This is a genomic window from Paenibacillus sp. J22R3, assembly GCF_056269305.1.
Genome location: NZ_JBWDNS010000005.1, coordinates 327,403 through 347,397, shown reverse-complemented (window position 1 = coordinate 347,397; position 19,995 = coordinate 327,403). Strand labels below are relative to the sequence as shown.

The window sequence follows — 19,995 nt, the reverse complement described above, 5'->3', positions numbered from 1 at the left end:
CGCTTACGGGCATCCGAATTCAGGAGGTAGCTATGAATCCATCGACGACGAGAAGGCTTCTCGGCTATGCACTCGTCTACAAATACCGTATTATCGCGGCGCTGCTCATCCTTTGCATTGCGGTCGGCGCTGAGCTCGGCGGACCGTATATTACCAAAACCATCATCGACAAGCATCTATCGATCGATGAACGAGACATCGGCGCAGTGCTTAAGCTACTGGGCCTCTACATGGGGCTGCTGCTCACAGCCAGCATATGTAACTTTTCACAATCGTACCTGCTGCAAGCCACGGCACTTCGCATCATTAAGAACATGCGGATCGACTTGATGCGGCATATCGGGCGAATTCCGCTGAAGTATTTTGACAACACTCCGATTGGACAGGTCGTCTCGCGTATCGCGAACGATACGGAAGCTGTGCGTGATCTGTTTATGAGCTTCATGGCGACCTTCGTGGTCAGTCTTGTACAGCTGGCGGGGATTTACACGGCGCTGTTTATCTTGGATGCACGGCTTGCGCTGTACGCGCTGCTGCTGCCGCCGCTGTTCGTGATCATCATGTATGTGCATTTAAAATACTCAAAGGTCTTCATCACCATCATGCGCGCTCGGTTAAGCGACATGAACGCGATGATCAATGAATCGATAGTCGTCATGCCGATCATTCAAGCTTTTCGCAGGGAAAAAGTAACGATCGAGGAGTTCGAGGTGCTGAACGAGGATCGTTATGTGAATCAAGTAAAGCAGTTCCGGGTGTTCTCTCTGTCCTCGCGTAATATCGTAGGCACCATCGGCAGTTTGGTTACAGCTTATGTGGTGTGGTATTTCGGAAGAGAGTCGCTGCAGACGGCCATTTCCTTCGGGGTGTTTTATGCGTTTATCGATTATATGGGCCGGATCTTCCAGCCGATTATCGGGATATTCGATCAGTTGACCAATGCACAGCGGGCTTTCGTTTCGGCTGAGAAGGTGTTCGCGATTATGGACATCGAAGGCAAGGAAGTTGAAGATACTGCAGGCGTTAACCGCCCAGAAGGCGTTGTGAAATTCGACAACGTGACCTTCGCTTATAAGGAAGGCGAGAATGTGCTGAAAGGCATCTCGTTTGAGGCGCATAGAGGCGAGACGGTTGCGCTTGTCGGCCATACCGGCTCTGGCAAAAGCTCCATCATGAACCTGCTGCTCGGCTTCTATGAGCCGCAGGAAGGTGTCATCACCATCGATGGGCGCGATATTAGCAGCTTCTCGAAGCAGGCTTTGCGCAAGCATATGGGCATCGTGCTGCAGGATCCGTTCTTGTTCGCAGGCGATATCAAGTTCAATGTCAGCTTGTACAACAAGGACATTAGCATTGACCGCGTGAAGAATGCGCTGCGTGAAGTTGGTGCCGCACCGTTCATCGAGCAGCTGCCCGGCGGCTATGATGAGCAGGTAGTGGAACGCGGGAGCACGCTGTCTTCCGGGCAGCGACAGTTGATCTCGTTTGCTCGGGCGCTGGCGTTCGACCCTTCCATTCTCATCCTGGACGAGGCGACGGCCAGCATCGACAGTGAAACGGAAGGCTTGATCCAGCAGGCGCTGAAGGTCGTCAGCGAAGGACGCACGACGCTAGTCATCGCGCACCGTCTCTCGACGATCCGCGAGGCGGATCAGATCCTCGTGCTGCATCGCGGCGAGATCGTGGAGCGAGGCAATCACCGCGAGCTGATGGCGCTGCAGGGCCGGTACTTCAAGATGTATCAGCTGCAAACGGGCGAGCAGGCGACCGCTTCGGCTGATGCTCCAGCCGGAATGGATGCTGCCGCGGCAGCTGCGTCGAGCAAGGGTTTGTAATAGTGAAGGACTGTTTCAAAAGTGTGCTAGGTGACTTTTGGAACAGTTCTTTTTTTGTTGAGCGGGATGGGAGAGAGGAGCGGGGGGGTGTACGTGGCAGTGGTGTCCGATAGTGAGAGGAGTGAGCGATTGTTGCATAAAGTGCAACAAATCGGCTGTCTTAAGGGTGCCTCAGTCGCTAATTATGCAGAAAATGCAACATTTCTGAGCAGATGAGCGCCTAAAGAGCGTTTTGAGCCGAAAATGTTGCATGTTGTGCAATATCTATTAGAAAAGGCTCGATATTGCCTTGAAATGTTGCAGAAAGCGAAACATTTCCGGTGGCCATACTACTTAGGAGGGGGAAGTGATGCGCCGACTGCCACCAAACGAGCACATCGACCACCTACCAACTATATTGCCACCAACCAATCACCTCCCACCCTTCGGCGTGGCAGCGGGATTCCCGCGATATCGTGCGGATGGCCGTTTCATCTGCCTCATTTTACATGTACAATAGGCGTTATATGGGAATGTTTTCAGTGGAGTAGGAGGTGACGCGCGTTGAAGGAAATCGTACGGCCGGATGGGACGCTGGATGATCGTCGAATCTGGAGAAGAGATATTCTCTACACGGGTACGAACGGGAAGTGTGTGGAGCGCGTCTATGTGTCGCCCGAGGAAAGTTACATATTCAAGCCGTTAACGAATGAGAGTCAGCTTGGGCAAGAGGCCTGGGTGTATGAGCATATATTGAAGGGGATGTCTTTTCCCGCCGTTTATCCGCAGCTGCTGGCTGGCTCGGAGGTTGCGACCAGCGAGAACAGCTGGCAGCTGTTCGAGGACTTGGGACCTCTTGAACACAAATTCGAAGAGAACGCTGCGCTTGAACTCATCGCGCATGTGGCGTGGTGGCATGCCTTGCCTGTGGAACACTTGCAGCAGCAACAGCTGCTTGGGCCGAAGCCGTTCATCGAGGATATTGCGAAGCAGGTGATGGATCTCCGTCGCCGTAATGAGCTGCTGGAACCGCTCGCGACAAGGTTCACGAATGCAGAGTCAGTCCTCCGGCATCTGGAGTCACTAATGATGCAATCAGCAGCCTCCACCCAGCAGTGGCAGAGAAACGTGATCTCGCATGGTGACCTGCACCTCGGCAACTACGCGCGGGTGAAGGGCGCCGTCAGCGTGCTCGATTGGGAGCATGCACATCTGAACAGCCGCTACTGGGATCTGTATCACTTGATCGATTCGACGCATCCCGTGTTCCCGAAGGCGATGACGCCTGAGCTCCGCGAAGAACTGCTGAATCGATACATCCTTCAAAGTGCCAGCCACGGGATCAAACTCGAAGCGAACGCATTCAAGCAGGGCTATTACTTATTCACCGCGCTGTTCTCGTTATGGATGGTGCTTCTAATCGCAGGTGATCTGCGGCGTCTCAACGGAGTTGACGGCAAGTGGTCCATAAAGCAGCTGCAGGAGCAGTTGAAGGAAACGCTGGACAACCTCGAGCAATGTGTCGCCAGGTTATCCGCGCAATCATAATCCCTCTAAAGGAGTGACTCGTCAATGACGAACAGTGATCATTCACAGCGAATCGCCCTAGTAACCGGAGCAAGCGGTGGTATGGGACGGGCAACGGCCGCGATGCTTGCAGCGGAGCACGGTATGAAGGTATTCATGCTTGCGCGAAATCGGGAGAAGGGGCAGGCGGCTGTAGACTACGCGAACCGCAAGTCCGGTCGCGGAGATGCAGAGCTGCTGCTCTGCGACCTCGCTTCCTTCGCGAGCATCCGAGAAGCTGCGACGGAGCTGGCTAGCCGGACAAGCCATCTCGATGTGCTGGTCAACAATGCGGGCGTTATTACGCTGAAGCGGGAAGAAACGGCGGATGGGTTCGAGCGTCAGCTTGGCGTGAACCATCTGGGGCATTATCTGCTGACGGGTTTGCTGCTGCCGCTTCTGCGTCAGAGTCAATCGGCGCGGATTGTAAACGTATCCTCCGGTGCACATAAGATTGGCACAATGGACTACGCAGATCCGGGAATGTCCAAGAGCTTCACGGTCTGGCGCGCTTACAGCCGCTCGAAGATCGCAAATATTTGGTTCACGAAGGAGCTTGCACGCAAATTAAGTGGAGCCGGCATCCCGGTCTATGCGCTGCATCCCGGCGTAGTGTCGACCGACATCGGGGTGAATCGGAACACGGGGTTCGGTGCGCTCGTCCATAAGCTGATGCGTCCATTCTTCCAGACGGCGGAGCAGGGCTCGGCGACAGCTGTGTTTCTGGCGAGTGCGGCCGAGTCTAAGATTGGCGGCAAGTCCGGCGATTATTTCTACAAGCTGAAGCCACTTGCGGTTTCGAAGCTGGCGGCATCCGCGGAAGAGGCTAACCGATTCTGGGCGTGGAGCGAGCAAGCGACGAGGTTCACCTATTCCATTTAACAAAAGGGGAGCGCGAAGATGGGAACGATTCAATACCCTTGGATGACTGAGGGAGCGACAATTGGGGTTACTGCACCTTCGTCCGGAGTAGATCCGGTGGCGCACGGACTGCTGGAACAGGTTAGTGAGCGACTAGGAACGAGAGGGTTTGCCATTAAATATGGAGCTACAACCTATACGCAAAATAAAGCGAAATCCGCTCCCGCTGCAGTGCGCGCACAAGAGTTTAATGCGATGATGCAGGATGCCGGAGTCGATCTGATCATTCCCCCTTGGGGCGGCGAATTGTTAATTGAGATGGTGGATCAGGTAGACTATGCTCATCTGCCAGCCAAATGGGTGCTCGGGTATTCCGATCTAAGCGTACTGCTGCTTGCCATCACACTCAGGACGGGAATCGCCACGGCGCATGGTACGAATATTGTGGACCTCAGAGGAGAAGTGCCTGATGAGACGACTGCCATGTGGCAGACCGTTCTCTCGACCCAAGCCGGCGAATCCTGCGAGCAGCGGTCCTCGCTTCATTATCAGAAGGACTGGGTGAGCGACAATCCGAACGTGTTCAACCTGACGGAACCCACCTATTGGCGCAAAGTGCTGCCTAGCGGCGAGATTGAATCACCCAGCGGAGAGAACGATGAGCGGTTCAGCGGCAAAACAATAATGAAAGGAAGATTGCTCGCGGGCTGCATCGATGTCGTTCGGCATTTAATCGGCACGCCGTACGGCGATGTTCGGCGGTTCAGAGAGCAATACATTCCCGGGGAACCGGTAGTATGGGTGCTCGAGAATTGCGAGTTGAACACGGCGGATGTACGCCGATCGCTGGTTCAGATGAAGCTGGCAGGCTGGTTCGAGAACTGCTCCGGCATTTTGTTCGGCCGCAGTCCCGCTGACAGACCGGTTGAGAATTACACCATTGAAGATGTGTACACCGATTTGGCTGCAGAGCTTGGGCTGCCTATTGTCGTGGATGTCGATTGCGGACATGTTCCGCCGCAGATCACTTTGATTAATGGAGCTTATGCGGAGATTGAAGTGGAAGCGGGCAAAGGGACGGTTAAGCAATCTTTTGTATAGCAGGCTGAGCAGTGGGGAAGCTACCGAACATTCGGTGTTAGGAGCTTCGGAAGGTAGGGATAGGCAGTGATACTTAAAGGCAAGAGAATCTACTATGTGCTGGGCGCAGTGCTCGTGCTGCTGCTGCTCAATACTTTCATGGGCACGCGGAACAGCTCCACCGTGGAGGAAGTGCTCAATAAAGGCCATATGAAGAAGGTGCAGCTCCTGTATCAAACGAAAGTGGATCAGGGAGATACGCTAGCGTTCTACTTGAGCGTACCGGAGGAACAGGCGGTAAGTGCAGCCAAGGACCTTGCGGTAACGGATCTGGGCTATGGATTATTGAAAAAGAATATTTTCGGCAAATGGGTAACGAAGCAGTCGGCGGAATATGGCAGCATCAAGGCTTATCTCGCGGATGACGGGTTTGCCGGCGAAATCGCACTGGTACCGACTATGCTCTACGGGGTTATAAGCGATGATCACATTCGTTCCATAAACGTGATGTTCCAAGATGGAGATAAACAGGTCCGGACGAAGGCGACCCTCGTAGACACCAAGCCAATAAGACTCTGGTATGTACTGGCGGATGAGCGGATTACGGATCGAGAACTTACAATGGAAGCTGTCGGTCAGGATGGTAAGGCTATAGCGACGAAGAAGGTTTCTTATTAATAACTCGCGGGAGGGCGCCTGAACTTGCAGGGATATAATGTGCTGATGATTTACAGCAAGAACGAGGAAAGGCTGCTCATGTGCACGCGACTGAAGGAGCCGTATAAAGGATTAAGCAATTTGGTTGGCGGCAAAATCGAACCCGGCGAGTCAGGGATCGATGCAGCTTATCGTGAGCTGGCGGAAGAAACCGGCATTTCGCAAGTGGATGTCACTTTGCATCATGTCATGGACTTCACCTATTATCTGCAGGACTGTTATGTGGAGGTTTACGCCGGTAAGTTGAAACGCGATGTGGAGGTAGCTGGTGATGAGAACGAGCTCTATTGGTCGGAGCTGCATCATGATTTCTTCGACATGTCGCTCTATGCCGGTGAAGGCAACATCGGGCATATGCTGGAGCAGGTGAACATGAGCAAGGTTCTGGCGATGGATGAACAATAAAGAAACGCCCTTTACGAGGTTCCGCTATGAAGCGGGCCGAGTAAAGGGCGTTTCTTGATACCATGCTTAATTAGTCCGCCGCAGAGCTTTCCAGCCCGGCTGCTTCAGCCACGATCTCATAAGACCGCAGACGCGCGGTATGATCGTAAATCTGGGAGGTGACGATTAGTTCGTCGACCATCGTCTCACTTAGAATTTCACGCAGGCGAGCAGCTACGGTTGCCTTGTTTCCGGTGATCGCATACTTGAATTTGGACTGCAGCGCATCGCGCTCATGCGCCATCCACAGCTCATCCATGTCGTCGATCGGCGGCTTCAGCTTGCCCGGACGGCCGCGGATGAGGCTGAGGAATTGCTGCTGCTGCGAAGTCGCGAGGAAGCTTGCTTCCTCATCGGTGTCCGCGGCGACAATATTGATGCCGATCATGACATAAGGCTTCGCGAGTGCTTCGGACGGGCGGAAGCTGCTGCGGTAGAGATGGATCGCCGGCATGAGATACTCCGGAGCAAAGTGGCTCGCGAACGAGAATGGCAAGCCTAGCTCGCCAGCCAGCTTCGCGCTGAAGCCGCTTGAGCCGAGCAGCCAGATCGGCACATCCAAGCCTTCGCCGGGTGTGGCGCGCACCGGCCTAACGGAATCCGCCGGCGGATGGAAGTAAGCGCGCAGCTCGGACAGCAGCTCCGGGAACTCCTGCCCGTTCGAAGCCAGATCGCGGCGAAGCGCGCGAGCCGTCGTCTGGTCAGAGCCCGGTGCGCGGCCAAGGCCAAGATCGATTCGGCCCGGGTACATCGACTCCAGCGTGCCAAACTGCTCGGCAATGACAAGCGGAGAATGGTTCGGCAGCATAATGCCGCCGGAGCCGACGCGAATGCGTTTCGTGCCGCCGGCTACATAGCCGATGACGACTGAGGTAGCCGAGCTTGCGATGCCTGCCATGTTATGATGCTCGGCGAGCCAGTAGCGGTTATAGCCAAGCCGCTCAGCGTGGCGCGCGAGGTCCAGTGTATTACGGAATGCGTCCGCCGGCGTCCCGACATCGATAACGGATGCTAAGTCTAATACGGACAGCGGTACTTTTATGGAATCAGTCATTGTTAACATGACCTCCTGTATCTTTGGTAGTTGGTATGCGGTAGTGCGCCATTGATATCTTTATTATGGAACACCCTCAGAGTTATTTCAAGCTGCTAACTAATTACAAGTAAATAACCATTATACATTAATGGGCCGGGGAGGGAATTGGCGATATGTGGAGAATTATGTAGGATACTCCTCCTGGCTCGTGCATCCGTGCATCTGTGCTTTCCCATCACAGGTGGAGCGTTTCCTGCGTGATAGAAGCAACTACTATGCCGGGGGTGGCAAATGCTGCTGAATATCCTGAAACGCATCGCTTCTGTATCTATATTGCCCAAGCTTGTCCTCACCTTCCTTGTTACACTCGCACCGCTTTACATCATCAGCTGGAAAATGAACGAAACCGGCTCCTCCCACGTCCAGAAAGAAATCACAGACTCCCTTGTATCGCGGACCTCTCTCTATATGAACATGCTGGAATTCGATATCGACAGTGCCATTCGTCAGCTCCAGGAATATGTCAATGATGACGATTTGCTTAAACTGTCCTCCTCCTCTGAGGTAATGACGGAAATCGAGAAGATGCAGGCGCAGCTTCGACTAAAGAGCCGCCTCGATGCCCTTCAGAAATCCAGCAAATTCGTGGATAATGCCATTGCCTTTATCCCTGCCATGAACCGAACCGTGTCTGCCAATGCCAACGTCATCGGTAACTTTGATGAAGAGCAATTCCACGCGCTGAGCAAGTCGACGAATCGGTTTGAGTCTCCCTTTCTATTGTGGAAAGAACGGCTCTTCATTAGTATTCCATATCCCGACCCTGCGATCTCTAGCCGAAGAAGTCCTGTCTTCCTTCTTGCCATTGAGATTTCGCGTTCTGAATTAAGCAAAGTGCTGCAGGAGTTTACGAATGAAGGCGGACATACGGCGCTGATCGGAAACAAACAGCCTTTTCTCATTAGCGGCGGTTCGGACGCGGTGGATGAGGAGCTCATTCATGATTTTCAGCACGAAGAAGATGCGACGGAGGAAGGCAAGCTGCAGTCGGTGGAATGGCAAGACCAGTCTTATCTGGTGGTCTCCAACCATTCTTCGCGGCTCGACATGACCTTGCTTATGTATGTCCCCGCGAACAAAGTTAACGCGTCGCTGCAAGTCTATCGGTTCTGGTTCTATGTGCTGTCTGCGATGTCCGTCTTCCTGGTTCTATTGTTCTCCTACAGTATTTATCTCATTATTCATCAACCGCTCAAACGGCTCGTTCGCTCCTTTCGGCGCATCGAGCAGGGACAGTTCAATCTGGAGGTCCATTACCCGCTGCAGGATGAATTCGGATATTTGTACGGACAGTTTAACGGCATGGTGAAGCGGCTTGATGTGCTTGTCCATGAAGTATATGAGCAGCAGTATCTTGCCCGACTGGCCGAGCTGCGCCATCTGCAGTCGCAGATCAATCCGCACTTTCTGTACAACAGCTACTTTATTCTGTACCGAATGGCTCAGCAGAGGGACCATGATAATGTTATTTATTTCACGAAGCATTTGGGGGAATATTTCCAATACATCACACGCGACGGCTCGGATGAAGTACCGCTGGCAAACGAGATTCACCATGCCCGCACGTATGCGGAAATCCAATCGATCCGATTCTCCGAGCGGATCATGGTGGAGTTCGAGGAGGTACCTGAGGAACTGCGCGCCTTCCCGGTTCCTCGTCTCATCGTCCAGCCGATTATCGAGAACGCCTACAACCATGGCCTGGAGCATAAGCGAAGGAATGGTTTAATTACAGTCGCATTCCGCACGAAACCCGGGGCGATCGAGATTTCCATTACCGACAACGGGGAGAACATGGATGAGGAGAAACTGCGCGAGCTGCAGTTGAGTTTACTCGACAAAGCGCAGCCGACAGAGCATACCGGTCTGCTTAACGTACACCGGCGCATTATTATCAAGTACGGGGGCGGCGGTCTGACGCTCAGCTTGGGCGAGGAACGAGGCCTCAAAGTGACGATGACGATTCCGAGGGAGGCGGGTACGGAGGATGAACCGCTTATTGATTGTGGATGACGAGAGATTCACGGTAGACGGCCTGTATGAAATGATCGAGGATACTCCGGGTTTGGAGCTGGACATCTATCGGGCCTACTCCCCGGAGGAAGCGCTCGAGTGGCTGACGCGGACGAAGATTGACATTGTGCTTAGCGATGTACGTATGCCGGGCATGACCGGACTTGAGCTCCAGCAGCGGATTGTGGCGCAGTGGCCGCGCTGCAAGATTATTTTTCTCACCGGCATTCATAACCTGGAAACCGCGCAGCTTGCCATTCGGACAGGCTCCATTGACTATATTCTCAAAACCGAAGGCGACGAAGCGATCATTCGCAGCATTCGCAAAGCGATTGATAGTCTGGCTGCGGAGTCGCAGAGCCAGCAATTTATGCTGCAGGCCAAGGACCGATTGAGCCGTGCGCTGCCCTTGCTGCACCGGGACTGGTTAATGGCGGTGTTGGAGTCGAGCGAGGCTCATTCCGTTGCGACGGAAGAGAAGCTGCAGGAGCTGCACATTCCGCTGCGCAGTGATGCGCCGGTTATTCCGCTCATCGGACGCATCGACCGCTGGGGAGAAGGAAGCTATCACGACAGAGCACTGATGCTCTATGCCGTCCAAAATATTGCCTCAGAATACTATGCGCCGTTAGTCGTGTTTACTGCGAGTTTGGATATGCACCATTTTATTTGCCTCCTGCAGCCGGCAGCGCAAGCTAGCGAGCGAAGTGATACATGGCGGGACACCGTCAGCTTCGTACAGGGTACGATGGAATCGATTCAGCAAACCTGTGGCAAGCTGCTGAAGCTGCCTGTCTCGCTGATTTGCGGTGCACAACCTACGGAGTGGGAGCAGCTGCCTCGCGTATACGAGCAGATGAAGAAAAGGTTGATCGTCGGACTGGGGACGCGGGATTGCATGCTGCTGATCTTAGACCGGCGTGAAGAGGGAGTCGCTCCTGAGGCTGCCCTGCCGCCACTGCGAACACTGATGCTGCAGCTGGAGCATTTGCTGGAGGATGGTACCGAGGAGGCGTTCGCTGGGGCGATTAAGAGCTATACCTCGCTGCCTACTCAATATGCCGAATATACGCTTGTCTACTATGCCATTGCCAATCTCCTGCTCAGTCAACTGACGCAGGGAGGGGAGGGACGCGCCGGCGAAGGCGATGCCGCTGTCAGGGATGGATTGATGAACCTCTCCGCCCATCCATCGAGCGAGGCTGCGCTTAACTATCTGCTTCAGACGACGTCCACGATCTATGCAAGGCGCAAATCGATTCAGCATGAACGGACGCATCAGCTGATTGCACGGCTGCATCAGTATATACGGAACAATCTGGGCGGCGATCTGTCGCTCACGAGCTTATCCGAGATCGTCTACTTAAATCCTGCGTACTTGTCCGTTCTCTATAAACAGCAGACAGGCATGAATTTATCGGAATACATCGCCGAGCTGCGCCTGGAGAAAGCGAAAGAGCTGCTTACAGCCACGCCGCTCAAAATCCATGAGATCGCCGACAAGGTCGGGTTTGAGACCTCGGGTTATTTTATCCGCTTCTTCAAGAAACGGATTCAGCTGACTCCGCAGGAATATCGGGCAAGGGAATAGTTGTCTGCGAGAATACCTATACAGGAGACCACGAATCTATAGATTGTTCCATAGTGGAGCAAAGTGCCATCATTCTATACTGGAGGAGTAGGAAGCTTGCAAAATAAAAGGGAGGTTAGGGGAATGCGAAAGCCATACAAATGGACTGCGGTTCTGCTTATGACTTTTATTTTTGTTTTTGTAACCGCTTGCAGCTCGGGGAATAACAACAACAAGAATACTTCCAATTCCACAGGGAATGACAAAACCAATACATCGACGAATACGGCAGATACCGGTAACAGCACCAATGCGAATACGAACGAGCCTGCACCTGCGGCAGAGCCTGATCCGTACTTCGGCAAGTATGATCCGCCGATCAACATCACGAGTGTGCGAATCATCAACGATACGTTCAAGTTCATGGAAGGTCAGACGATCGACAATAACATGTGGACGCAGCAGCTCCAAGAGAAGCTTGGCATTACAGTGAAGTATGACTGGGTTGTCAGCGGCGATCAGCCGGGCGGCCAAGGTGAGCAGAAGATGAACGTTTCCATCGCCTCGGGCGATTTGCCGGCATTCATCCCGGTTAACGCGAAGCAGCTCAAGCAGCTGCAGGAAGCGGATGAGCTTGAAGATTTGACCGCTGTTTATGAGAAATACGCTTCTCCGTTCCTGAAAGAAATTCTCAATCAAGACGGTCCGGCAGCGCTATCCTCGGCTACGTTCGGCGGTAAGCTGATGGCGATCCCGAACACCGGCTCCTCCATGGATGGAGCGGGGATGATCTGGATTCGTAAGGATTGGCTCGATAAGCTTGGCCTGCAGCCGCCGCAATCGATGGCTGACGTGCTTGCCATCTCGGATGCATTCACGAAGCAGGACCCGGACGGCGACGGCAAGCCCAACTCCTACGGGATTGCAATGAACAAGGACTTGTACGGCGGCTTCGCCGATATTACGGGACTTATGAACAGCTACCACGCTTATCCGAAATCATGGATCAAAGACGCAAGCGGCAATATTGTCTACGGCAGCATTCAGCCTGAGATGAAGACTGCGCTCGGCGTTCTGCAAGAGCTGTACAAGAAAGGTCAAATCGACAAAGAGTTCGGCGTCAAAGATGGCGGTAAAGAAGCGGAACTGACCACTTCGAACAAAATCGGCATGCAGTTCGGCCAGATGTGGAATCCGCTGTGGCCGCTCGTAGATAACAAGAAGAACGACCCGAACGCGCAGTGGCAGTCGTACCCGCTCGTTTCGGCAGACGATCAACCGGTTACGCCGCAGGTCGGCTTCTCGGTCGGACAATATTTTGTCGTGAAGAAGGGTGCTGAACATCCTGAAGCGCTGCTGAAGATGATCAACCTGTTCGTGGAAACCGGCTGGGGCGAAACAACAACTTCTGAGAACTATGCGAAATACTTCACGAGCGAAGGGTTCGAGAAGTTCAAGAACATGCCGTTCCAAGCATGGCCGGCACGCAAAAACCTAGATATCTACCTTCACGTCACGTCAGCACTAGACAGCAAAGACTTGTCGGCACTCAATCCGGAAGAAAAGGATATGTACGACAAAACCCTTTCCTGGATGGATGGCAGCAGCAAAGAACCGCTGAACTGGGCGTATGAGCGCATCTTCGGCAAAGAAGGCTCGTTCAAAGTCATCGATCAATATGTCAGCGGCAAAGCGCTCAAGCTGACTGAGTTCTACGGTGCTCCGACGCCTGCCATGGTCGAGAAAGAATCGAACCTGCAGAAGAGAGAGCTTGAGACGTTCACGAAGATCATTATGGGCGACTCGCTGGATACGTTCGATAAATTCGTTGAAGAGTGGAAGAAACTTGGCGGCGATGAAATTACGCAAGAAGTGAATGATTGGGCGAAGAGCAAGTAAGCTCGATCATGCAGTGCATGCGTAGTACGATGCAGGCGGGGGAAGCGACGTCTTCCCCCGTCTTTTGACTAAACAGGGCAGGGAGGGAACGCTTTGTTACGGAGAAATTGGAGCGGAACGCTTCCGCTGCACTTGATGATTTTGCCGGGTCTCATCCTCATTCTGATTTACAGCTACGGTCCAATGTTAGGCTTTATCATTGCTTTCGAGAAGTTTAAACCCGCAATAGGCGTGTTTGAATCCAAATGGGTGGGGCTCGATAATTTTCGTTACGTGATGGAAATGCCGGAGTCCAGGCAGATCGTATGGAATACGATCTTGATCGCCATTATGAAAATCGTTGCCGGCCTGGTGGCGCCGATCGTCACTGCACTGCTGCTGAACGAGGTGCGGAAGGAAGTTTTCAAACGCGGTGTTCAGACGGTTGTATATTTGCCTCACTTTCTGTCGTGGATCATTCTCGGGGGCATTCTGATCGATATTTTGTCGCCGACGAGCGGGATTGTCAATCAAGTGCTGGGGTGGGTCGGCATTGAGCCGATTTATTTTCTGGGGGATAATAACTGGTTCCGCTATGTGCTGGTAATCACGGACACGTGGAAGGAGTTTGGTTTCAATACGATCGTTTATTTAGCGGCATTAACGAGCATTAATCCGACACTGTACGAAGCGGCTATCGTCGATGGAGCAGGCCGATGGAAACAGACGCTGCATGTGACGCTGCCGGGAATGATGCCGATTATTATCTTGTTAATGACCTTAAGCTTAGGAAATGTGCTGAACGCCGGGTTTGACCAGGTGTTTAATTTATATAGTCCGCAGGTGTACGAGACAGGCGATATCATTGATACCTTCGTCTATCGAATCGGTCTGATTGATGCGCAGTATGGGGTGGCAACGGCAGTAGGTATTTTTAGATCCGTTGTCTCGCTGTTCAGCATATCATTGTCCTATTATTTGGCTTATCGATTCGCCAATTATCGTATTTTCTGATGAGAGGAGAGGGCGGGAGTGCTGGAGTATTACACGGTTGGTCGCAGATTGTTTCTATCCTTTAACTACGTTTTTCTTGCCTGTCTCGGTCTGCTATGTATTTTGCCGATCATACACGTCCTTGCCATATCGTTCAGCTCAAGCGCGGCCGCTCAGGCCGGTTACGTCAAGCTTTGGCCGGTGCAATTCTCACTGAGCTCCTATGAATATGTATTACATAAACCGGCCTTCTTCAAATCCATTCTCGTAACCTTGAAGAGGGTCGCCCTCGGTATTCCGGTCAACATGCTGCTTACCGTGCTAATTGCATATCCGCTTGCTAAAGAAGCCAAGAAATTTCCGATGCGGACGTTCTATGCCTGGGTGTTCGTCATTACGATTCTATTCAGCGGCGGATTGATTCCGCTCTATATGACAATCAAATACACCGGCATTATGGATAGTATCTGGGCGATGGTGCTTCCAGGTGCAGTACCGGTGTTCAACGTTATTCTGCTGCTGAACTTCTTCCGCGGGCTGCCGAAGGAGCTGGAGGAAGCCGCGTTCATGGATGGCGCGGGACATTGGACGACGCTGTGGCGGATCTTCCTTCCGCTGTCGCTGCCGGCGCTGGCAACGATCACCTTATTCGCTACGGTTAACCATTGGAACTCCTGGTTTGACGGGCTGATCTTCATGAACTCGCCGGATCACTATCCGCTGCAAAGTTACCTGCAGACGGTGGTCATCAACCGGGATTTGACGCTGATGTCCTCGGCGGACATGAAGTCGCTCACCGAGGTGAACGACCGCACCGCGAAGGCGGCGCAGATCTTCCTCGGCGCGCTGCCGATCTTGATGGTGTATCCGTTTCTGCAACGGTTCTTCATGAAAGGGATTGTGCTTGGAAGCGTGAAGGAATAATTGTGGGGCGGTCTCAAAAGTGTGCAGAGCTACTTTTGAGATCGTCTTTTTATTATGCCGCTGAGCCACACTCCCGATAGACACATGTATGATTGTGAAAAACCAACTTCCATATTATGCTAGAGTTTGAGCGTGTATTTGACACTGTAGCGGGAGCGGCAAGCATGAGAAACATACCGGATTCTTTGAAGTTTACTGTACGTTTTGGAGCGAAAATGATGAAGAGCAGTTTCATCATGTGTCTTCTGGGCATCTATCTCATCGTGTATAATATCCCCGGGAATCCGGAGGGTGTAGCGTTATCCGCAGCACTGCTTTTCTTGGGCTGCGTACTTGTTTGTGTCAGCCAAGTAAGGGCTAGTAGAAAAATCAAACTCCTTGAGAGCGGGCATCAAGCAATAGGTACGTTCAAAGAATGGAAGAATTCATTTATGATCTATAATAACGGTACTTTAGTTTTCCTGTGCTACAGCTACGTGGATATGAGGCGGAAGAAGAAAGAGGCAAGTGTACTTTCTACAAGTACGGATGGGCTCGAGAGGGCAAATGTCTCTTATGACGAAGAGTATAATACGATACTTGAGTACCTACCAGGTAATCCGAGCATAAACTCGCAAAACGAATTCGAAGTCGGCTCACGCACACCGACTCTATTGTTCTACATTGGAGTCTTTCTGGTTTCGTTAGTAATCATCGCCGCAAGCTATATAGAGTGATTACAGGCTGCCTTAGTAGAGCGACATAACAGTTAACATCAAAGGGGGATGGGCGATATACCTTCATTTTTCTCGCGTCATACGACAGAGCATTTCATCGCGTACTCTAACTCGCACATAGCGGTGCTCGCTGTAATGGTAGTGTTGGCTCTTCTGATGTATGGGTATAAATTCAGTATCAGGCTGCATGAATCTTCCAGAACGATTATCCGATATGTTATTCTGCTGGGACTGCTTGTCCCTCAGGTTGTCCTCTATTACTGGTATGCGGACCAGGGGCTGTGGGATATCCAATATACGCTGCCGCTCGAACTATGCAGTATATCGCAATTGCTCGCTGTAATCATGCTGCTCACTCGAAACCGACTCTTGTATCAAATCGTCTTCTTCGCCGGAATTGGCGGAGCGCTGCAGGCGATGCTGACACCGGACCTGAATTATCCGTTCCCGCATTTCCGTTATTTTCACTTCTTCATCGTACATATCGCGATTATTCTCGCAGCGCTGTACATGACCTGGATCGAAAACTACCGACCTACTTGGAGATCAATAGGACTTACGATGATCTTCCTGAATGTCCTCCTCGTCGTTGTGGGAGGGACAGACCTCTTGTTAGATGCCAACTATATGTTCCTCAGGCACAAGCCGGAAGGCGCTTCTTTACTCGACTTGCTAGGGCCCTATCCGTACTACTTAATCGTAGAAGAAGTCATCGCGCTGCTTATTTTCACGCTGATGTATCTGCCGTTTGTTCGGTGGAGAAGGAAGTGATGTTGTTGCCACCGTTTTGCGTCTAGGATTCGTTAGCGTGCGCGAAGTGCAAGAAGATCAGTTGGCATCCCCCTATTCAGAAAGATGACCTGAAAGACCTGACGTGCAATTCGAGCTCCGAATCTAATAATTGGCTTATACAATTCTAATAGTTATCTGAAACTCTACTGCTATGATGGGGTTAGGTATTCATAGAGGGAGAGGATTAGATGACACCAATCAGTAAGGAAGTACAGTCACTTGTTAATCAACTTCATCTGTCAGACAATGAAATCGCAGAGAAATTTCAATTCACGCAGTGTGGTCAACAATTGTCGCTGGAAGAATCCAAACGGTTTATCGCTTTCCTCAAACAAGAATTAGTGGTTGCTGCAACCTAATCGATCGCATAGATAATAGATAAACAGTCTCCCTGTTAAGTAGAGCGTCATCTACTGGCAGGGAGTTCTTTGTGTCTGCTCACATTTCCGCAAGGCCGATATATCAATTCATCTTGGCAAATCGCATATATCATGATATATTGGTATAAAATAAGCTCGGAACGAGCCGTCAGCTGAGACGGTGGAGCAATTGCGATCTCATGGAGGTTCAACTATGTCTAACGAGTCTGCATCCAAACCTATGTACGAAAAGATATTCGAAGCACTTCGCGATCAAATTATAGAACGGAAGTACGAGGTTGGCGACCGGGTGCCTTCGGAGAAGGAGCTTGGCGATGAACACGGCGTCAGCCGCATCACAAGCAAGAAGGCGCTGGAGCTGCTGGCTAACGAAGGCTATATTATTCGCCAGCCCGGGCGCGGCTCCTTCGTAGCGGAGGCGCAGGAGAAGGCGGCCGTTAAGCCGGCAATTGGCGCTTCCCATCAACAGCAGGCGCCGCGCAATGCGGGGGGCAAGCTGCTTATCGGGCTTGTTATTACAGACTTTGCAGACAGCTACGGAACGGGGCTTATCTATGGAATGGAAGAAGCATCCCGCGAGAACGACAGCTACTTGGTGCTGCGCCGTTCCTTCGGTATCCCTTCCTATGAAGAAGAAGCCATTCAAGGCTTGCTGGAGCTTGGCGTAGACGGGCTTATTATTTTCCCGGCGCAAGGGGAATATTTCAATGCGGAGATACTGAAGCTTGCTATTATGAAGTTTCCGTTCGTGCTCATAGACCGTCATTTGAAAGGAATATCTGCCGGCTCGATCAGCACCGATAACGTGAAGGCAGCCATCACAGGCACGAATTATCTCTTCGAGCTCGGCCACAAATCCATTGCGTTCCTGACGCCTCCGCCGAGGGATACGACGGCAATTGAGGATCGGATTGAGGGCTTCATTCAAGCGCATGCGGAGAAGGGCATTATGGTTGACCGCGAGCTATGGATCGATGATATTATGTCGGCGCTGCCACAGGGCAACGCAGAAGAGAACCGCATTCGGGATATTGAGAAAATCATTGCTCGCCTGCGCGAATACCCGCAAATTACGGCGATCTTCGCAACCGAGTATAACATCGCACAACTAGCGCTTCGTGCTGCCAGTGAGATGGGACTGTCCGTCCCCGGCGATATCTCGGTCATTTGCTTCGACAGCCCTGAGATCAACGGCGGCTTCCCGTTGACCCATCTGCAGCAGAATCAGTTCGGGATGGGGAAAACCGCCTACGAGAATGTGCTTAAGCTGCGCGAGGGCCACACGACTCCTAACCGAACATTGCTGGAGGCCACGCTAATTCTGGGGAATTCGACAGGTCCGATGCGATTGAGATAATATACCAGCTTCATCATGAAGAGAGCAAGTCCATGAGCGGCAGTGCCGTTCATGGACTTGTTTTGTTACAAGAGAGAGGTACTGGGTACCGCTCATGGCCTGAAAGCGACGGTTTTGAGAGTAAGAGAGGTACAAGGTACCGCTCATGGCCCGAAAACGGGGCATAGGAGGACATGAGAGTCTCGCGGTTTGTAATTTTCTCTATTAATATATCAACTAAATTATATAGTATAACAATATTAATTAAATGTTATACATATTTATATTGACATACTAGTTACATGCCAATATAATGAAAAATGTAAGCGGTTAACAAACGGAATACCAACCGCGGTTTCGAGCGCAGAGGCCTGCGGGAAGCAATAACAAATACATAAAGGGAGGCAGTTATAGTGAAAAAGTGGATCTCTTTAACAGCACTTGCAGCGGTAGTTGTCGTGGCGGCAACCGGATGCGGAAGCAATGGCAACGACAATAAGACAGCCAATAACAACGCATCGATTAACAACAGCTCGAATTCTACATCTTCGGAACCGGTTGAACTTACATTTTGGGGCGATTGGGGCGGCGAAGGTCAGAAGCAGTTTGAAACCATGGTAGATGCCTTCAACAAAGCGCAAGACAAGATTCGCGTCAAGTACGTCCTGCAGCAAGATATGATTACGAAATTCCTCACGGCAGCCACTTCTGGCGGATCACCGGATATTCTGTTCTGGGACAGATGGAGAACCTCCCTATATGCACCGAAGAACGTCCTTCACCCGGTTGATGAGTTTATGGCGAAGGATGGCCTTAGCAAGGATGATTTCTACGGTGAAGCACTGAATGAGCTCTCCTACCAAGATAAATTATACGGACTGCCGCTCACTGTAGATGCACGCGCACTCTTCTATAACAAGAAGCTGCTTACCGATGCGGGAATCAACCAACCGCCGACCACATGGGATGAGCTGGAGCAGGCTGCGATTAAAACAACCAAGTGGAACGGCAATAAGCTGGAAGTAGCGGGCTTCTCCCTTGGCGACAACGGATTGTTCAACATGTACCTGCAGCAAGCAGGCGGACAGATGCTGAGCGAAGACGGTACGAAAACAAACTTCAATAACGATCAAGGCAAAGCCGTTCTGCAATATTGGGATCGCCTGCTAAACACGGATAAAGTATATAAAGTCGGCTTCGAGCAAGGTCTTGGCGAAGGGACAGACGCATTCGTAACAGGCAAGCTGGCGATGCAATATACAGGTCCATGGATGCTGAGCACGTATAAGAAATACGGCAAAGACCTCGACTTCGGTATCGCGCCTCCGCCGACAGGACCTAATGGGGACAAAGGCAGCGTAATGGGCGGTTTCGGCCTTGTCATTCCGGAGGGCTCGAAGCATCAAGCAGAAGCATGGGAATTCATTAAATGGTGGACGGCAAACAAAGACAACGCACTGCTGTGGGCCAAAACAAGTTTGAACATTCCGGGCTTCAAGCCGGCGCTCGAAGATCCGTTCTTCAAGGACGATCCGTTCTGGAAGCCGTTCCTGGATACGCTTGAATTCGCGAAGATTCGTCCGACACACCCAGGCTACTCGGTCATGGAAGGCGATGCACTGACACCGAACCTGCAGCTGTTCCAACAATCGAAGCAAAGTCTCGAGGATACGCTCAAGAAAGCACAGCAGCGCGGTGACCAACTGCTAACGGATAATGCTGTTGTAAAATAAGCACGCCTATAGGTCATACGAGAAGGGAGGGGAGATACCTCCCTTCTCTGTACCTTAAGCTGTCATTAAGCGCTGCAAGCGG

17 protein-coding genes are annotated in these 19,995 nt (G+C 51.8%); 16 read left to right on the top strand and 1 reads right to left on the bottom strand.

Annotated features, from left to right (window positions below):
* Window positions 1-32: 32 nt before the first annotated feature.
* From AC0YN4_RS22775 to AC0YN4_RS22750, 6 genes are all read left to right on the top strand, one after another.
* Complete coding sequence (locus AC0YN4_RS22775; protein WP_475782769.1) at window positions 33-1,835, top strand: ABC transporter ATP-binding protein; 1,803 nt, start codon at window positions 33-35, stop codon at window positions 1,833-1,835.
* A gap of 543 nt (window positions 1,836-2,378) precedes the next feature.
* On the top strand, window positions 2,379-3,362 hold the full coding sequence (locus AC0YN4_RS22770) for a phosphotransferase (RefSeq protein ID WP_475782768.1): 984 nt from the start codon (window positions 2,379-2,381) through the stop codon (window positions 3,360-3,362).
* A gap of 24 nt (window positions 3,363-3,386) precedes the next feature.
* The gene (locus AC0YN4_RS22765) at window positions 3,387-4,262 is read left to right on the top strand and encodes an SDR family oxidoreductase (RefSeq protein WP_475782767.1); all 876 of its coding nucleotides are present in this window, start codon (window positions 3,387-3,389) and stop codon (window positions 4,260-4,262) included.
* Window positions 4,263-4,280: 18 nt separating this feature from the next.
* Entirely contained in the window at window positions 4,281-5,342 is a 1,062-nt protein-coding gene (locus AC0YN4_RS22760; protein WP_475782766.1) for a S66 family peptidase, read from the top strand.
* 66 nt (window positions 5,343-5,408) lie between these two features.
* Window positions 5,409-5,999 (top strand): hypothetical protein, encoded by a 591-nt coding sequence (locus AC0YN4_RS22755; RefSeq protein ID WP_475782765.1) that lies wholly within the window; start codon window positions 5,409-5,411, stop codon window positions 5,997-5,999.
* Window positions 6,000-6,023: 24 nt separating this feature from the next.
* Window positions 6,024-6,443 carry an NUDIX hydrolase gene (locus AC0YN4_RS22750; RefSeq protein ID WP_475782764.1) on the top strand — a complete coding sequence of 140 codons (420 nt, stop codon included), beginning with the start codon at window positions 6,024-6,026 and terminating at the stop codon, window positions 6,441-6,443.
* 70 nt (window positions 6,444-6,513) lie between these two features.
* Here the strand turns inward: AC0YN4_RS22750 and AC0YN4_RS22745 are convergent, their stop codons facing one another.
* Window positions 6,514-7,536 (bottom strand): LLM class flavin-dependent oxidoreductase, encoded by a 1,023-nt coding sequence (locus AC0YN4_RS22745; RefSeq protein WP_475836845.1) that lies wholly within the window; start codon window positions 7,534-7,536, stop codon window positions 6,514-6,516.
* Between the two features lie 273 nt (window positions 7,537-7,809).
* Between AC0YN4_RS22745 and AC0YN4_RS22740 the strand changes: the two genes are divergently transcribed.
* From AC0YN4_RS22740 to AC0YN4_RS22695, 10 genes are all read left to right on the top strand, one after another.
* Window positions 7,810-9,591 (top strand): sensor histidine kinase, encoded by a 1,782-nt coding sequence (locus AC0YN4_RS22740; RefSeq protein ID WP_475836844.1) that lies wholly within the window; start codon window positions 7,810-7,812, stop codon window positions 9,589-9,591.
* Complete coding sequence (locus tag AC0YN4_RS22735) at window positions 9,566-11,182, top strand: response regulator transcription factor (RefSeq protein WP_475836843.1); 1,617 nt, start codon at window positions 9,566-9,568, stop codon at window positions 11,180-11,182. Before AC0YN4_RS22740 ends, AC0YN4_RS22735 begins: the two co-directional genes overlap by 26 nt.
* Window positions 11,183-11,305: 123 nt before the next feature.
* A complete protein-coding gene (locus AC0YN4_RS22730) occupies window positions 11,306-13,060 on the top strand; it encodes an extracellular solute-binding protein (protein ID WP_475836842.1) in 1,755 nt (584 codons plus the stop codon).
* A 135-nt stretch (window positions 13,061-13,195) separates the two neighbouring features.
* Entirely contained in the window at window positions 13,196-14,053 is an 858-nt protein-coding gene (locus AC0YN4_RS22725; RefSeq protein ID WP_475782931.1) for an ABC transporter permease, read from the top strand.
* An 18-nt stretch (window positions 14,054-14,071) separates the two neighbouring features.
* On the top strand, window positions 14,072-14,956 hold the full coding sequence (locus tag AC0YN4_RS22720) for a carbohydrate ABC transporter permease (protein ID WP_475782759.1): 885 nt from the start codon (window positions 14,072-14,074) through the stop codon (window positions 14,954-14,956).
* Between the two features lie 164 nt (window positions 14,957-15,120).
* The gene (locus tag AC0YN4_RS22715; RefSeq protein WP_475836841.1) at window positions 15,121-15,672 is read left to right on the top strand and encodes a hypothetical protein; all 552 of its coding nucleotides are present in this window, start codon (window positions 15,121-15,123) and stop codon (window positions 15,670-15,672) included.
* Window positions 15,673-15,720: 48 nt separating this feature from the next.
* Window positions 15,721-16,443 carry a YwaF family protein gene (locus AC0YN4_RS22710; RefSeq protein ID WP_475836840.1) on the top strand — a complete coding sequence of 241 codons (723 nt, stop codon included), beginning with the start codon at window positions 15,721-15,723 and terminating at the stop codon, window positions 16,441-16,443.
* A gap of 209 nt (window positions 16,444-16,652) precedes the next feature.
* Entirely contained in the window at window positions 16,653-16,823 is a 171-nt protein-coding gene (locus AC0YN4_RS22705; RefSeq protein WP_475782751.1) for a hypothetical protein, read from the top strand.
* 214 nt (window positions 16,824-17,037) lie between these two features.
* A complete protein-coding gene (locus AC0YN4_RS22700) occupies window positions 17,038-18,201 on the top strand; it encodes a GntR family transcriptional regulator (protein WP_475836839.1) in 1,164 nt (387 codons plus the stop codon).
* A gap of 392 nt (window positions 18,202-18,593) precedes the next feature.
* Complete coding sequence (locus tag AC0YN4_RS22695) at window positions 18,594-19,913, top strand: ABC transporter substrate-binding protein (RefSeq protein ID WP_475782749.1); 1,320 nt, start codon at window positions 18,594-18,596, stop codon at window positions 19,911-19,913.
* The last annotated feature ends 82 nt before the right edge of the window (window positions 19,914-19,995 follow it).

Coding starts and splice junctions, on each gene's coding strand:
- AC0YN4_RS22700 (WP_475836839.1), top strand. CDS start 17,038: ATGTCTAACGAGTCTGCATCCAAACCTATGTACGAAAAGATATTCGAA.
- AC0YN4_RS22735 (WP_475836843.1), top strand. CDS start 9,566: ATGAACCGCTTATTGATTGTGGATGACGAGAGATTCACGGTAGACGGC.
- AC0YN4_RS22740 (WP_475836844.1), top strand. CDS start 7,810: ATGCTGCTGAATATCCTGAAACGCATCGCTTCTGTATCTATATTGCCC.
- AC0YN4_RS22745 (WP_475836845.1), bottom strand. CDS start 7,536: ATGACTGATTCCATAAAAGTACCGCTGTCCGTATTAGACTTAGCATCC.
- AC0YN4_RS22765 (WP_475782767.1), top strand. CDS start 3,387: ATGACGAACAGTGATCATTCACAGCGAATCGCCCTAGTAACCGGAGCA.
- AC0YN4_RS22760 (WP_475782766.1), top strand. CDS start 4,281: ATGGGAACGATTCAATACCCTTGGATGACTGAGGGAGCGACAATTGGG.
- AC0YN4_RS22725 (WP_475782931.1), top strand. CDS start 13,196: ATGATTTTGCCGGGTCTCATCCTCATTCTGATTTACAGCTACGGTCCA.
- AC0YN4_RS22710 (WP_475836840.1), top strand. CDS start 15,721: ATGGGCGATATACCTTCATTTTTCTCGCGTCATACGACAGAGCATTTC.
- AC0YN4_RS22705 (WP_475782751.1), top strand. CDS start 16,653: ATGACACCAATCAGTAAGGAAGTACAGTCACTTGTTAATCAACTTCAT.
- AC0YN4_RS22730 (WP_475836842.1), top strand. CDS start 11,306: ATGCGAAAGCCATACAAATGGACTGCGGTTCTGCTTATGACTTTTATT.
- AC0YN4_RS22775 (WP_475782769.1), top strand. CDS start 33: ATGAATCCATCGACGACGAGAAGGCTTCTCGGCTATGCACTCGTCTAC.
- AC0YN4_RS22715 (WP_475836841.1), top strand. CDS start 15,121: ATGAGAAACATACCGGATTCTTTGAAGTTTACTGTACGTTTTGGAGCG.